We start from the raw sequence: 13934 nt of genomic DNA, 5'->3' as shown, positions 1-13934 counted from the left end.
GGCACCGATCATTGGGAGAGAAAGTTCAGTCGATAGACGCCGATGAAGTTGGGGTTGGCTGCGTCGGGTATCCATCGGGTGTCCTTCCATGTCATGAGTTGCTGCAGGCTTGCGGAGCGCATGCCGTTGTCGGTGGGGGTAGTGGTGCCGGTGTGATAGGCAATGAAGCGGCCCATCCAGATCATCAGGTGCTGGTCGTCGCCCTGATCGAAAAACATCAAATCGCCGGGCCGGGCCTGGGCCAGATCGCGGCCGACCAGATGACTGTTGAACTGAATCAATTTGATCGCGTTGACGTAAGGCCCGACCTTGCCGCCGCCCTGCTGCCATTGCTGGGCGAGGCCGCGTTGGGCTTCACTCAGTTGCAGCTCCGGCGGCAGGTAGCGGTTGGACAGGCCATTGCTGCGCAGCCATTTGTCGTCGTGGACTTTCAGCGCTTCATTGGCGGCAAACCGCACCAACCCGGCGCAGTCCTGCTGGTACCAACGCGGGCTCGGGCCTTGGGTCAATTGTTCCTGGGCGATGCGCACGAACCAGGCGCGGAATACCTGGGATTGCTGCGGGTCGAGCGCGGCGGCTTCGCTGGCGAATGTGCGAGTCCCCAGCAGCAACGCCAGCAAGCCAAGGCCTCGGATGAGTGCAGTCACAGGGCTTTCCACTCCAGCGGCAGCCATTGCCAGTGGCCGTCGGGCTCGCTGCCTTTGGGCAGGGTCAGGGCGTATTTGCCATAGCCACCGAGGGTGCGCAGTTTCGGAATCAGGTAGGTTTGCGCGGCGTTGTAGAACACCGGTTCCATGTCCTGCGGCAGGCTGTCCAGGGTTTCCTGTTGCATCAGTTGCGCCATGGAATCGGGGCCGAAATAGATCGGCATCAGCAGGTCTTTCGGCAGCACATCAGCCAGCGGCGGGAAGCGTTTGTCGAGAGTGCCGAGGGCCTTGTCCACAAGCTTGTCGTCGAGGGAGAACAGCAGCGTCGAACCGTGGCGCGCCAGGCTTACGCGCATGAAGGCTTTGCCGGTGATCGCGTCTGGCTGCTCGGCATCCTTGGCCTTATAGGGGCCGAAGTTGGAGCTGACCTGGCGCTGCCACTGATGGGTTTTACCGTCCTGTTTCTCGACCACCGGGAATGCGTGCTCGGCAACATTGCCTTCGTAGGCACCGACCATCGAGCCGAACAGGTTGCCCAAGTCACCATCAAGTTTGGCGCTGTCATCGTCATTCAGGCTGGCCACCAGCAGCGGCGTGTACAGCCGCGAATCGCCATACCAGCACAGGCCCGCGGCACCGGCCATGTGTTCAGTCAGGGCCTGGGCTACGGACTCTTCGGCGCCGAGTTTCACCAGTAGCGGTTTCTGTTGTTCGGCGGCCAGTGGCAAGGCCACGCAAGCGCTGGCGCCCATCGGCATGGCTTGCCAGATCGGTTTGAAGTCGAAGTCCGGCTGGTTGTCCAGTTCGTCCATGGCGAGGAAGCTGTGCCAGCCCTTGTCGTCCATGTCGAAACGCAGGCCGGCAAAGTTCGGGATGAAGCGCTGATAACCCATGGCCAACACGCTGGAGTTGACCGAGAGGCGTTGTTTTACCTCGGGCGCACGCGGCGGCAGGCCGAAGGCTTCGGGGAACAGTTTGTCGCCGTTGAGCAAGGCGGCGATCGCCTTGGTCGAAACGCCGCCAGTTTCCTCCAAAGCCCCGTTATCCGGGTCGTAGAGTTTGGCCGGATTGGACAGCACCACCAATTTGTCGCCATGGGAAGCGAACACCAACGCCTTGCTGGCGTTGTAGTTGAGCTGATAGAGGGTGACGGCGTCGGCGCCGACTTTCACTTCACTGAGCTTGCTCAGTTGCGAATCATCCAGCGCCACTTTCGCCAACGGCTCTAGCACCTTGGCCAGACCGCCGCGATCCATCACCAACAGGAAATCCTTGAGACGCCCATCCGCCCCGCGCCACAGCGCCACATCCGCCGGTTGGTCGAAGAGCTGCTCGATCAGGCTGTCCTGCAACTTCAGGTCATGCTCGTAAATGATCCGCCGCAGGCTGCCAATCAAACCGAGACGGTCGGCGTGAGCTTCGTAATAGAAGACGAAATCTTCGGTCAGGGTTTCCTTGAGGAACGGCACGGCCAGCAGATCCTTGGGCAACTGGCTCAGGGAATGGGTTTCGAGCAGACCGTCCGGGCGGCTCATGCCCAGTTTGTCGCTGGCCAACTGCGCAGGCGGAGCCTTGGGTTTGTGCAGGAACCAGCCTAACCCGCCCGCTACGCCTGCCGCCAGGCACAGCCCGATCACTAGCGCTGGCCAACGACGTGGAGTTTTGGCTGCTGGTACGTCGGCGGCCGGAGTCACAGTGTTATCGCTCATGTTCACAAAACCCGATTTCATCCGTGGTGCGGGATGTTTAATAGTTGAAAGTCTTGACCAGCAGCAGGTCGCCGATTGCCCGCAAGGGCACGATGAACGTCTCGCGTTTTTCGTCGACGGTGTTTTCATTGAGCACCAGATTGATTTGCGAGGTGATCACCTCGTTCTGGTTGCTGTTCTCATCGAAGTTATAGCCGCCGCTGCCGTAGTTGCCCCAATAGTTCACGTAAACCAGATAGGTGCCGTGCATCGGCGCAGTCATGGTGAACATTTCCGGACCGGGGCCATCGACCCCGTCCGGGTCCAGCCCACCGCCGTTGCTCATCGCCGGACTGGCCCAGAACGCGTGCTGGCCGTCGGGGGTAATGATGTGCAGGTCGAGTTCGGCCTTGGGATCGTCCCAGCCCAGCACCACGCGAATCCGCGCCGGGGTGCGCAGGTTATTGGCTTCATAGAATTGAACGCGCTTGAGCGACTTGCCCTCGGAACTGCGCACTTCGACGCTGTTGGAACCGGCGCCGAACGCATACGGGCGGGCAAAACGCCCTTGATCGTCGGTGTACAGATTCAGGGGATTGCCGTTGACCGCCAGGCTGTGGGGCGGACGGAGCGTGCCGAGGGCCTTGAGCTGGCCTTCGATCATTGTGCGATTGCGCTGCACGCCACGGTCGATGGGCGGTGTGGGATAGGCGACGCGAGGGTTTTCACTGCGGTCCAGCAAGCCGTGATAGCGCCAACCACCCACCGGTTCCGATAGCTCGGCCGTGGGCTCGGCCCGCGCAACTTGAGCGCAAACCAGCGTAATCAGCAGTGAAAGAACCCAACGCATGTGACGCCTCCTGCCATGCATAACGAAACCCTGCGCCTGATCCTCGGCGCGTTACAGATCAAAAAAACTGTGTTTCGTCAGAATGACCCTGAATATAGGGTCGTTGAAGGCGCGAAGATTAGCCATTCGGCAGTTTTTTAACAATCAGATACATCTATATTTGCGGTGAGAATCACGGTGTTTGTTGGGCGTGAGCCGAATAGCGATCTTATTCGGCTCATAAAGTGAGCCGAATAATCCACACAACCTATATAGACGACATACATCTGTGGCGAGGGAGCTTGCTCCCGCTGGGTAGCGAAGCGGCCCCAAAACCATACATCGCGTTTATTCAGGCCTACCGCGTCCAGAGGTTCGCGACTGCTGCGCAGCCGAACGGGAGCAAGCCCCCTCGCCACAAGGTGCGTTGCCACCCCGGAACTGCTGCTCCAAATGGCCCAGCTCATTTGCCCATACCCCCCATGTCTGCTAGTGTCGCGCCGGTTTAACGTCAACCGGAAATAGCCGCCATGGCCCGCAAAAAAGCTGCACTGGATTTCGAACAATCCCTCGCTGACCTGCAAACGCTGGTAGAGTGTCTGGAGAACGGTGAATTGTCGCTGGAAGACTCGCTGACCGCTTTCGAGCAGGGCATCGGGCTGACCCGTGACTGCCAGGCGGCGCTGGCCCAGGCCGAGCAGAAGGTTCAAGTGCTGCTCGAGCGTGATGGCGAGTTGGCCGAGGAACCCTTCGACGCGGATCAGCCAGAATGATTGCAGCGTATTCGGCAGCCAGCCAGGCCCGCGTCAATGCAGCACTGGAAACCCTGTTCAACCCGCCGAGCCCTGAGCTCGCCCGCCTCTATGAAGCCATGCGCTACAGCGTGATGAATGGCGGCAAGCGTGTACGTCCGCTGCTGGCCTACGCCGCGTGTGAAGCGCTGGGCGGCAAGGCCGAGCAAGCCAACGGCGCCGCCTGCGCGGTTGAGCTGATCCATGCCTATTCGCTGGTGCACGACGATTTGCCGGCCATGGACGATGACGACCTGCGTCGCGGCCAGCCGACCACCCACAAGAAGTTCGACGAAGCCTGCGCGATTCTCGCCGGCGACGGCTTGCAGAGCCTGGCCTTCAGCGCCCTGCTCGACCCGCGCCTGAGTGCGTCAGACGCCGAAACCCGTCTGCAGATGGTCAGCGCCCTGGCGCTGGCGGCAGGTCCGGCGGGCATGGTCGGCGGGCAAGCCATCGATCTTGGCTCGGTGGGTCTGAAGCTTGATCAAAAAGCCCTTGAGTACATGCATCGGCACAAGACCGGCGCGTTGATCGAAGTCAGCGTCAAACTCGGCGCCCTGGCCAGCGGTCATGCCGAGAAGGACGAACTGAAGTCGCTGCAAAGTTATGCACAGGCGATCGGCCTGGCATTTCAGGTCCAGGACGACATTCTCGACGTTGAAAGTGACACCGCCACCCTCGGTAAACGCCAGGGCGCCGACATCGCCCGGGACAAGCCGACCTACCCGGCGCTGCTCGGTCTCGACGCGGCCAAGGCCTATGCTCTGGAACTGCGCGACCAGGCCCTGCACGCGCTGCGACCGTTTGACGCGGCAGCAGAGCCCTTGCGCGATCTGGCCCGGTACATCGTTGACCGCCGCAACTGACGGCGTATCCGCCAAAAAAGACCAACGCGTGGGCAGGGGGCGATGCATCAGGTAAACTGCCGCATCTTTTATACCTATAACGATTCGCCTGATGCCCACGACGTTTCATGAGATTCCCCGTAAGCGCCCGACCACGCCCCTGCTCGACCGTGCCAACACGCCGGACGGCCTGCGCCGGTTAGGCGAAGCCGAGCTGGAAACCCTGGCTGATGAGTTGCGCCTGGAATTGCTCTACACGGTCGGCCAGACCGGTGGGCATTTCGGTGCCGGCCTGGGCGTGATCGAGCTGACCATCGCGTTGCATTACGTCTTCGACACCCCGGACGACCGGCTGGTGTGGGACGTGGGTCATCAGGCCTATCCGCACAAAATCCTCACCGGTCGTCGCGCGCGCATGAGCACCCTGCGCCAGAAGGATGGCATCGCCGCCTTCCCGCGTCGTTCCGAGAGCGAGTACGACACCTTTGGCGTCGGCCACTCCAGCACCTCGATCAGCGCAGCGCTGGGCATGGCGATTGCCGCCCGTCTGCAACACAGTGATCGCAAGGCGATCGCGGTGATCGGCGACGGTGCACTGACCGCTGGCATGGCCTTCGAGGCGCTGAACCACGCGCCGGAAGTGGACGCCAACATGCTGGTGATCCTCAACGACAACGACATGTCGATCTCGCGCAACGTCGGTGGGTTGTCGAACTATCTGGCGAAAATCCTTTCCAGCCGCACTTACGCGAGCATGCGCGAAGGCAGCAAAAAGGTCCTGTCGCGCCTGCCCGGCGCCTGGGAAATCGCCCGTCGCACCGAAGAATACGCCAAAGGCATGCTGGTCCCCGGCACGCTGTTCGAAGAGCTGGGCTGGAACTACATCGGCCCGATCGATGGCCACGACCTGCCGACCCTGATCGCCACCCTGCGCAACATGCGCGATCTGAAAGGCCCGCAATTCCTGCACGTGGTCACCAAGAAAGGCAAAGGTTTCGCCCCGGCGGAAGTCGACCCGATCGGTTACCACGCCATCACCAAACTCGAACCGCTGGACGCTCCGGCCGCCGCGCCGAAAAAAGCCAGCGGGCCGAAATATTCCGGTGTGTTCGGTGAGTGGTTGTGCGACATGGCGGCGGCTGATCCGCGTCTGGTCGGGATCACCCCGGCGATGAAGGAAGGCTCCGATCTGGTGGCCTTCAGTGAACGCTTCCCGACGCGCTATTTCGACGTGGCGATTGCCGAGCAACACGCCGTGACCCTGGCAGCCGGCATGGCCTGTGAAGGCGCCAAACCGGTGGTGGCGATCTATTCGACCTTCCTGCAACGCGGTTACGACCAGCTGATTCATGACGTCGCGGTGCAAAACCTCGACGTACTGTTCGCCATCGACCGCGCCGGTCTGGTGGGCGAAGACGGCCCGACGCACGCAGGCAGCTTCGACCTGTCGTTCCTGCGTTGCATCCCCGGCATGCTGGTGATGACCCCGAGCGACGAAAACGAACTGCGCAAAATGCTCAGCACCGGCCACCTGTACAACGGCCCGGCGGCGGTGCGTTACCCGCGTGGCACCGGCCCGAATGCGCCGATCGAGAAAAACCTCGAACCGATTGAGATCGGCAAGGGTGTGGTTCGCCGTCAGGGCAACAAAGTCGCCCTGCTGGTGTTCGGCGTACAACTGGCCGAGGCACTGAAAGTCGCTGAGAAGCTGGATGCAACGGTGGTCGACATGCGCTTCGTCAAACCGCTCGACGAAGCACTGGTTCGCGAAATCGCCGGCAGCCACGAGTTGCTGGTGACCGTCGAAGAGAACGCGATCATGGGCGGCGCCGGTGGCGCGGTCAGCGAATTCCTCGCCCGCGAGAACATCCTCAAGTCGGTGCTGCACCTGGGCTTGCCAGACATCTACGTCGAACACGCCAAGCCTGCGCAAATGCTCGCCGAATGCGGGCTGGATGAAGCCGGGATCGAAGAGGCGGTGCGTCAGCGCCTGCAATTGCTGAATATCTGATCCTCTGGCTACATGCAAAACCCTGCGGCGAGGGAGCTTGCTCTATCGCCACAGGTTAAAGATCGGGTGCGATCAACTGACAGAGCTTGGCCGTCGCTTCGATCATCTGCCCACTCGGCCGCTCCAGGCCTTTATCCGTCACCAACAGCAATTGCCCCTGCGCCACCGCCGCCACCTGGGGCCAAGCCTTCCACGCCTCGAGCTGCGCCTGATCGCTGGCCAGAATCACCTGGGGATTGCGCTGCAACACCGCCTCCACACCGACCTGCGGTGCAGGCTGCGGCAGGTCGGCAAATACGTTGCGTGCTCCGCAAACCTGTAGCGCATCGCTGATGATCTGCCCACCGCCCACGGTGTACAGCGGCCGATCCCAGACTTGATAAAACACCCGCAGTGGCTCGTCCCTTCGATAGCGCTGGCGCAGGGAATCGAGTCGCTGACGCAGCTTTTCGGCCAATGCAACGCCCCGCTCCGCTCGCCCGAGTTGCGTGGCTATCGCTTCGATCTGCACAGTGAGTTGTTCGAGGTTATGAGGTTCGGCGACGTAGGTGGGGATGTTCAGCCGTTTGAGCTGTTCACGCTGAGCCGACCCCACACTGCCCGGCCAGAGCAGCAGTAAATCGGGTTTGAGGCTGAGCAACCGTTCGATGTCCAACTGACCGTAGCGGCCCACCGAAGGAATATCTTTGAGCTCGGCCGGACGCTCACCGGCATCCAGCACTCCGACCAGCAGGTCAGCCGAATTCAGTTCAATCACGATTTCGGAAAGCGACGGTGCCAGGCTGACAACCCGCTCGGCCGCAGCGGCCGGACCACCGATGGCCAGCAACAGGACTGCCAGCCAGACACAGCGCATCAGCCGAGTTGACGCGGGATACGGTAGAGGTAGAACAGCACCGCCGTCGACAATGCCAGCAGCATCAGCGGCACGGCTTCCAGACCAACGAAGACTGCCAGTGCGCCGATCCAGGCGGGCAGGCCAGCGACCAGAAACGCAGCACGGCGTTTCGCGGCCAGGGCGATCCAGGCGGCGGGTTCTTCAGGGGTGTCGAGGGCTTTTTGGGTCGCGATCAGCGCATGTTTGTAACCGCCAAAGAACTTCAGGCTGACAAACATCGACGCCACACCGGCAATGAAAAACGGCATGGCCAGCACCGGCAGAATCGCCTCGCTTTGGCCGAATAAGCCATTGACCACGAACAGCGGCAGCAAGGCCAACGCCAGATATTGCCACCAGTTGACGGCCAGTCGTCGCCGTACCTGACCGCGGGTCACGCCCGGTCAACCTCGCCCTGATGCTCGTTGCCCATCATATGGTCGAGCTTGCTGGCCTTGGTGGCCAGGTAGAGTTTGTTGTGCGGGTTGTGCCCGGTGTGCAACGGCACGCGCTCGGCAACCACGATGCCCATGTCGGTCAAGGCTTTGACCTTGCGTGGGTTGTTGGTCATCAGACGCAGGGACTTCACGCCCAGGTGCTCCAGCATCGGCAGGCACATGGCGTAGTCGCGCTGGTCGGCGGCGAAGCCCAGACGTTCGTTGGCTTCAACGGTGTCAGCACCGCCGTCCTGCAATTCATAGGCGCGGATCTTGTTCAGCAGGCCAATGCCGCGACCTTCCTGACGCAAGTAGAGCAATACGCCACGGCCTTCACGGGCGATCGCCTGCAACGCCGCCTCGAGTTGCGAACCGCAGTCGCAACGCTGGCTGAACAAGGCATCGCCGGTCAGGCATTCGGAGTGCAACCGGCCGAGTACCGGAGCACCGTCGGCGATCTCACCCAGGCTCAGCACCACGTGCTCGCGACCGTTTTCTTCATCGAGAAAACCGTGCATGGTGAATTGCGCAAAAGGCGTTGGCAGCTTGGAAGCGGCGACAAAAACGACAGGCACCGGTGTGCTCCTGATCTATAAGTACTGAAGATTCGCAGAGGCGGCATTGTAACAGCACGCTCCTACAGACGCTTAGGCTGAATTATCGGCCATAACGATCAAAAAGTTTGATATCTGCCCCGCACCCGCATTGACCGCTTTCATTTCGAGCCGAACGGATAGGGCTGTTTCCAGCGTTCGAAGACCGGTTTCAGCTGACCGCTTTTTACCAGCAACTCCATACGCTGGTCGAACAGCACCATCAACTGCCGTGCCCGAGGGGTATCGGCAAAGCACAGGTACAGCGGTAAATCCGCGATGTGCGTGCGGCGAAACTGCGACGGATCCTTGGCTCGGCTGACGATAGAGTTAACCTCGTCCAGCGCGTCAATGTAGTAGTCGACGTGGTTGTGGATCAGCATCGACAGAATCCCGGTACGCCGCGCGACTTCGTTATAGCGCTGCACGTTGGGCAGGTAAGCCTGGTACTTGTAGCCACGCAGCCAGGCCAATCGATAATTACCCAGGGTTTGCGCGGTCGGCGCCGGATTGGTGGCCAGGCCCAGCGCATAGATCGGATCGGTATCGAAACTCCAGCGCGGATAGAGCACGTCACTGACTTCATCCCGATAGGCACCGACACACGCGTCCACTTCGCCACGCTGTGCCAGGCCCGCGGCACGCGTATACGGCTCGATTCGAATATCCAGCTTAACGCCTGCCGGCTCGAACACTTCGCGCAACACGTCCCAGCCCAAACCATGGCCATCGGCGGCGGTAAAGTCTTCCCACGCTTCGCTGGCCAGATGAATCACGGACGGCGTCGTCGGCGCATCCCCCGCCTGGGCGAACGAGCAAAACGTCGCGAAAACCATCACCATCAACCAGCGAACCATCTTTTATCCTCGGCTGCATTCTTCAGGCGAAGAACCACACCAGCCCCTGCATCGCCAACCACGCAAACACCCCGGCCAGCACGTCGTCGAGCATGATGCCGACGCCACCGTGCACATGCCGGTCGATCCAGCGAATCGGCCACGGCTTGAGGATGTCGAAGAAGCGGAACATCAGGAACCCCGCCAGCAACCAATACCAACCTTCCGGCACCAGCCACAGGGTGATCCACATCCCGACCATTTCGTCCCAGACGATGCCTTCGTGGTCATGCACGCGCAAATCGTCGGCAACCTTGCCGCACAGCCAGAAGCCGAACAACATGGTGATGCCGAGCATCAGCCAGTAGCCCCAGTCGGGCAGCATCTGCCACAACGGAATAAAGGGCAGCGCCACCAACGAACCCCAGGTGCCCGGCGCTTTTGGCAGGGTGCCCGAGCCGAAGCCGAACGCCAGGAAATGCCATGGATTGCGCCAGACCGACGGCGGTACGAACTCCGACGGAACCTGTTTGGGATGATCTGTCACGGTGTCTCCCGAAAATGTTGGTAACCCCGGATTGGCGGGGTGATGTCGTGTCCGTCGGCGTCCAGCAGAATCACGCCCTGCCCTGCAACCACCTGCCCGAGCACATGGATCGACCAGCCGTCCGCCAGTAACGATGGCAACTCGGCAGGCGGCAAGGTGAAGGCCAGCACGTAATCGTCACCGCCACTCAGGGCAGCCTGCTCAGCGCCGGATTGACCGAGGAAAGCCAGCAGCGCCTTCGACAACGGCAGCCTGCTGCGCTCTACCCGAATCCCGACTTTCGACGCCAGGGCAATATGCCCGCAGTCGGCGAGCAGGCCGTCGGAGATGTCCAGCGCAGCGGTAGCCTTGCCACGCAAGGCCTGGCCCAACGCCAGTTGCGGTTGCGGCGACCAGTAGTGGGCCAGCAATGGATCGGCGATGGCCGCGTCCGCAGTCCGCTGGCCGAGCACCAGCGGCAATGCGCCCGCGCCGTTACCGAGATCACCGCCCACACAGAGCAAATCACCCGGCTGTGCGCCGCTGCGGGTCAGCGCCAGACCGGTCGGCACCCGGCCGAACACGGTCATGGTCAGGCTCAACGGCCCGCGAGTGGTATCGCCGCCCACCAGTGCCACACGGCAATTCTGCGCCATGAGGTTCAAACCACGGGCGAACGCTTCCAGCCAATCGGAAGTCCCGGTCGGCAAGGTCAAGGCAAGGGTAAAGGCAACGGGGGTGGCGCCCATGGCGGCCAGGTCGCTGACGGCCACGGCCAGCGAGCGTTGGCCGAGCAGAAACGGATCGCAGGGGTCGGCGAAATGCACACCGGCCACCAGCGTATCGGTAGAAATCGCCAACTGCTCCCCGGGAGGAATAGCCAGCAAGGCGCAGTCGTCGCCGATCCCGAGGGCAACGCCTTCACCGCCCTGCGCGCAAGGCGCGGCGGCGAAGAAGTTGCGGATCAGCTCAAACTCACCCATGGCAATGGCAATTCAAGCGCCGATCAGCGCTTGAATGCCTTCACTTCGGCTTCACGCAGACGCGGGGCCAGCTTGTCGAGCACACCGTTGACGAACTTGTGGCCGTCGGTGGAACCGAAGACCTTGGCCAGTTCGATACCTTCGTTGATCACCACGCGGTATGGCACGTCGACACGCTTGAGCAGTTCCCATGTGGACAGGCGCAGAACCGCCAGTTCAACCGGGTCCAGCTCTTCGATGGTCAAGTCCAGGCAAGGCTTGAGCGCGGTGTCGATCTCGGTCTTGAACTGCGGAACCCCGTGCAGGATTTCGCGGAAGTACGCGCCATCGACATCGGTAAAATCGTTATCGACCCGGAACTGCGCTTCGATCTCGTTCAGCGACTGCTTGGCCATATGCCATTGGTACAGTGCCTGGGTCGCGAGCTGACGGGCTTCGCGACGCTTGGCGCTTTTCGATGGCTTGCCGGCATCCGCAGGCTTTGGATCGCGCGGGTTGAAACGATCGCTATCGTCGCTAATCACTTGGCCTCCAACTGCGCCAGCAGGCTGACCATTTCCAGAGCGGACAGGGCAGCTTCAGCACCTTTGTTACCGGCCTTGGTGCCGGAACGTTCGATGGCTTGTTCGATGGAATCAACGGTCAGTACGCCGAAAGCGACCGGTACGCCGAACTCCATGGACACCTGGGCCAGGCCCTTGGTGCACTCGCCAGCCACGTATTCGAAGTGCGGAGTGCCGCCACGAATGACCGCGCCCAGGGCGATGATTGCCGCGAACTCGCCCTTCTGAGCGACTTTCTGCGCAACCAGCGGGATTTCGAAGGCGCCAGGCGCACGGATGATGGTGATGTCGCTTTCGCTCACGCCATGGCGAACCAGGGCATCAACTGCACCGCTGACCAGGCTTTCAACCACGAAGCTGTTGAAACGGCCCACTACCAGAGCGTAGCGGCCTTTAGGGGCGATGAAGGTACCTTCGATGGTCTTCAGGGTCATTCGTTAGATCTCTTAAAGAGCCGGGACGCGTTTTCTACGCATCCCTCAGTGATGTGTTAGCCGCGAATCAAGGACTGGAAACAACCGGTCATTATTCGGAGGGCACGTATTCTACAACTTCCAGATCGAAACCGGATATCGCATTAAATTTCATCGGCGCACTCATCAGGCGCATTTTGCGCACACCCAGGTCCCGAAGGATCTGCGAACCGGCACCGACGATGCTGTAGGTGGTCGGTTTTTTCACTGCGCTGTGGTCGGCGGTTTCGCGGATGTGCGCCAGCAACACGTCGCCATCGAGCGGGTGACCGAGCAACAGCACCACACCGCTGCCAGCCTCGGCAACCGCGGCCATGGCGGCGCGCAGGCTCCAGCGGCCCGGTTGCTTGACCATCAGCAGGTCACGCAGCGGGTCCATGTTGTGCACCCGAACCAGGGTCGGTTCTTCGGCGCACACGTTGCCCAGGGTCAGGGCCATGTGCACGTCGCCTTCCACCGAATCACGATAGGTCACCAGGTTGAACTGGCCCAGTTCGCTGTCCAGCGGCTGCTCGGCAATCCGCTGAACGGTACGTTCGTGGATCATCCGGTAGTGGATCAGGTCGGCAATGGTGCCGATCTTGATGTTGTGCTCGGCGGCAAACGCTTCGAGTTCGGCGCGACGGGACATGGTGCCGTCATCGTTCATCACTTCGCAGATCACACCGCTCGGCTCGAAACCGGCCATGCGCGCCAGGTCGCAGGCCGCCTCGGTATGGCCGGCGCGGGCCAGGGTGCCGCCGGCCTGGGCCATCAGCGGGAAGATGTGGCCGGGGCTGACGATGTCTTCAGCCTTGGCGTCTTTGGCGGCAGCGGCTTGTACGGTACGCGCACGGTCGGCCGCGGAGATACCGGTGGTCACGCCTTCGGCGGCTTCGATGGACACGGTGAATTTGGTGCCGAAGCCGGAACCGTTGCGTGGCGCCATCAATGGCAGCTTGAGCAGTTCGCAGCGCTCGCGGCTCATCGGCATGCAGATCAGGCCACGGGCGTGCTTGGCCATGAAGTTGATGTGCTCAGCCTTGCAGCACTCGGCGGCCATGATCAGGTCGCCTTCGTTCTCGCGGTCTTCGTCATCCATGAGGATGACCATCTTGCCTTGGCGGATGTCTTCAACCAGTTCTTCGATGCTATTGAGCGCCACAAGGCACCCCCTTGAGTCAGGATTTGAGGTAGCCGTTTTGGGCCAGAAAGCTTTCAGTAATAGTGCTGCCGGCAGTTGGCTCAGCAGCCTTGTCGCCCAGCAGCAGGCGCTCCAGATAACGAGCCAGCAGATCGACCTCCAGGTTCACCCGGCGACCAGGCTTGTAAGCAGCCATGATGGTTTCGCTCAGGGTGTGCGGAATGATCGTCAGCAGGAATTCGGCGCCATCGACCGCGTTCACCGTCAGGCTGGTGCCGTCGACGGTGATCGAACCTTTATGGGCGATGTACTTGGCCAGTTCTTTCGGCGCACGGATGCGAAATTCCACGGCGCGGGCATTGTCGGTGCGCGAAACCACTTCGCCGACACCGTCGACGTGACCGCTGACCAAGTGCCCACCCAGGCGAGTGGTCGGGGTCAGGGCTTTTTCCAGATTCACTGGGCTGCCGCTCTTGAGGTCATTCATGGCGGTGCAGTCGAGGGTTTCGCGACTGACGTCCGCCGCAAAGCCATTGCCCGGTAGTTCAACCGCCGTCAGGCACACGCCGTTGACAGCAATGCTGTCACCCAGTTTGACGTCGCTCAGGTCGAGCTTGCCGGTTTCTACGTAAACCCGCACATCTCCGCCTTTTGGGGTCAATGCACGAATACTGCCGATGGATTCGATGATGCCGGTAAACATGGAGTCCTC

The 13934-nt window shown here is 61.4% G+C and carries 16 protein-coding genes; 3 read left to right on the top strand and 13 right to left on the bottom strand.

Annotated features, from left to right (window positions below; all coding sequences use genetic code 11):
• Positions 1–8: 8 nt before the first annotated feature.
• Genes AF70_RS07435 through AF70_RS07425 form a run of 3 tightly spaced genes read right to left on the bottom strand, consistent with a single transcriptional unit; the run spans position 9 to position 3185 of the window.
• Positions 9–674 carry a DUF1175 domain-containing protein gene (locus tag AF70_RS07435; protein ID WP_032830886.1) on the bottom strand — a complete coding sequence of 222 codons (666 nt, stop codon included), beginning with the start codon at positions 672–674 and terminating at the stop codon, positions 9–11.
• Entirely contained in the window at positions 644–2356 is a 1713-nt protein-coding gene (locus AF70_RS07430) for a DUF2138 domain-containing protein (protein WP_028938824.1), read from the bottom strand. Before AF70_RS07430 ends, AF70_RS07435 begins: the two co-directional genes overlap by 31 nt.
• Before the next feature lie 37 nt (positions 2357–2393).
• Entirely contained in the window at positions 2394–3185 is a 792-nt protein-coding gene (locus AF70_RS07425) for a YfaP family protein (protein ID WP_018925700.1), read from the bottom strand.
• Between the two features lie 509 nt (positions 3186–3694).
• Here AF70_RS07425 and AF70_RS07420 point away from each other — a divergent pair.
• The 3 genes from AF70_RS07420 (at position 3695) to dxs (ending at position 6811) form a co-directional block, all read left to right on the top strand.
• Positions 3695–3937, top strand: a complete 243-nt coding sequence (locus tag AF70_RS07420) for an exodeoxyribonuclease VII small subunit (RefSeq protein ID WP_028938823.1) — start codon at positions 3695–3697, stop codon at positions 3935–3937.
• The gene (gene ispA / locus AF70_RS07415) at positions 3934–4821 is read left to right on the top strand and encodes a (2E,6E)-farnesyl diphosphate synthase (protein ID WP_019581373.1); all 888 of its coding nucleotides are present in this window, start codon (positions 3934–3936) and stop codon (positions 4819–4821) included. Before AF70_RS07420 ends, ispA begins: the two co-directional genes overlap by 4 nt.
• A gap of 91 nt (positions 4822–4912) precedes the next feature.
• Positions 4913–6811 carry a 1-deoxy-D-xylulose-5-phosphate synthase gene (dxs, locus tag AF70_RS07410; RefSeq protein WP_028938822.1) on the top strand — a complete coding sequence of 633 codons (1899 nt, stop codon included), beginning with the start codon at positions 4913–4915 and terminating at the stop codon, positions 6809–6811.
• A 55-nt stretch (positions 6812–6866) separates the two neighbouring features.
• On the opposite strand, the gene AF70_RS07405 is transcribed toward dxs, so the two are convergent.
• The 10 genes from AF70_RS07405 to AF70_RS07360 form a co-directional block, all read right to left on the bottom strand.
• The gene (locus tag AF70_RS07405; RefSeq protein WP_028938821.1) at positions 6867–7667 is read right to left on the bottom strand and encodes a cobalamin-binding protein; all 801 of its coding nucleotides are present in this window, start codon (positions 7665–7667) and stop codon (positions 6867–6869) included.
• A complete protein-coding gene (locus AF70_RS07400; protein ID WP_019581376.1) occupies positions 7667–8086 on the bottom strand; it encodes a hypothetical protein in 420 nt (139 codons plus the stop codon). Before AF70_RS07400 ends, AF70_RS07405 begins: the two co-directional genes overlap by 1 nt.
• Positions 8083–8700 (bottom strand): GTP cyclohydrolase II, encoded by a 618-nt coding sequence (ribA, locus tag AF70_RS07395; protein ID WP_007933624.1) that lies wholly within the window; start codon positions 8698–8700, stop codon positions 8083–8085. Before ribA ends, AF70_RS07400 begins: the two co-directional genes overlap by 4 nt.
• Positions 8701–8840: 140 nt before the next feature.
• A complete protein-coding gene (locus AF70_RS07390) occupies positions 8841–9575 on the bottom strand; it encodes an ABC transporter substrate-binding protein (protein WP_019581377.1) in 735 nt (244 codons plus the stop codon).
• Positions 9576–9597: 22 nt separating this feature from the next.
• Complete coding sequence (locus tag AF70_RS07385) at positions 9598–10101, bottom strand: phosphatidylglycerophosphatase A (RefSeq protein WP_019581378.1); 504 nt, start codon at positions 10099–10101, stop codon at positions 9598–9600.
• On the bottom strand, positions 10098–11063 hold the full coding sequence (gene thiL, locus AF70_RS07380; protein WP_028938820.1) for a thiamine-phosphate kinase: 966 nt from the start codon (positions 11061–11063) through the stop codon (positions 10098–10100). Before thiL ends, AF70_RS07385 begins: the two co-directional genes overlap by 4 nt.
• 23 nt (positions 11064–11086) lie before the next feature.
• Positions 11087–11587 carry a transcription antitermination factor NusB gene (gene nusB / locus AF70_RS07375; protein WP_007933632.1) on the bottom strand — a complete coding sequence of 167 codons (501 nt, stop codon included), beginning with the start codon at positions 11585–11587 and terminating at the stop codon, positions 11087–11089.
• A complete protein-coding gene (gene ribE, locus AF70_RS07370; protein WP_003228649.1) occupies positions 11584–12060 on the bottom strand; it encodes a 6,7-dimethyl-8-ribityllumazine synthase in 477 nt (158 codons plus the stop codon). Before ribE ends, nusB begins: the two co-directional genes overlap by 4 nt.
• A gap of 91 nt (positions 12061–12151) precedes the next feature.
• Complete coding sequence (gene ribBA / locus AF70_RS07365; protein ID WP_018925690.1) at positions 12152–13243, bottom strand: bifunctional 3,4-dihydroxy-2-butanone-4-phosphate synthase/GTP cyclohydrolase II; 1092 nt, start codon at positions 13241–13243, stop codon at positions 12152–12154.
• Between the two features lie 16 nt (positions 13244–13259).
• A complete protein-coding gene (locus tag AF70_RS07360; RefSeq protein ID WP_019581381.1) occupies positions 13260–13925 on the bottom strand; it encodes a riboflavin synthase in 666 nt (221 codons plus the stop codon).
• Positions 13926–13934 lie beyond the last annotated feature (9 nt).

It is taken from the genome of Pseudomonas sp. KD5 (assembly GCF_012932895.1).
Taxonomy (GTDB): Bacteria; Pseudomonadota; Gammaproteobacteria; order Pseudomonadales; family Pseudomonadaceae; genus Aquipseudomonas.
Note: the sequence above shows the minus strand (reverse complement) of the source record. Positions and strands in the feature narration are given on the sequence as shown.

Excerpts from the sequence above, each read along its gene's own strand:
- AF70_RS07390 (WP_019581377.1), bottom strand. The coding sequence starts at position 9,575 with ATGGTTCGCTGGTTGATGGTGATGGTTTTCGCGACGTTTTGCTCGTTC.
- thiL (WP_028938820.1), bottom strand. The coding sequence starts at position 11,063 with ATGGGTGAGTTTGAGCTGATCCGCAACTTCTTCGCCGCCGCGCCTTGC.
- AF70_RS07360 (WP_019581381.1), bottom strand. The coding sequence starts at position 13,925 with ATGTTTACCGGCATCATCGAATCCATCGGCAGTATTCGTGCATTGACC.
- AF70_RS07405 (WP_028938821.1), bottom strand. The coding sequence starts at position 7,667 with ATGCGCTGTGTCTGGCTGGCAGTCCTGTTGCTGGCCATCGGTGGTCCG.
- ispA (WP_019581373.1), top strand. The coding sequence starts at position 3,934 with ATGATTGCAGCGTATTCGGCAGCCAGCCAGGCCCGCGTCAATGCAGCA.
- AF70_RS07430 (WP_028938824.1), bottom strand. The coding sequence starts at position 2,356 with ATGAGCGATAACACTGTGACTCCGGCCGCCGACGTACCAGCAGCCAAA.
- AF70_RS07425 (WP_018925700.1), bottom strand. The coding sequence starts at position 3,185 with ATGCGTTGGGTTCTTTCACTGCTGATTACGCTGGTTTGCGCTCAAGTT.
- dxs (WP_028938822.1), top strand. The coding sequence starts at position 4,913 with ATGCCCACGACGTTTCATGAGATTCCCCGTAAGCGCCCGACCACGCCC.
- AF70_RS07435 (WP_032830886.1), bottom strand. The coding sequence starts at position 674 with ATGGCTGCCGCTGGAGTGGAAAGCCCTGTGACTGCACTCATCCGAGGC.
- AF70_RS07420 (WP_028938823.1), top strand. The coding sequence starts at position 3,695 with ATGGCCCGCAAAAAAGCTGCACTGGATTTCGAACAATCCCTCGCTGAC.
- ribE (WP_003228649.1), bottom strand. The coding sequence starts at position 12,060 with ATGACCCTGAAGACCATCGAAGGTACCTTCATCGCCCCTAAAGGCCGC.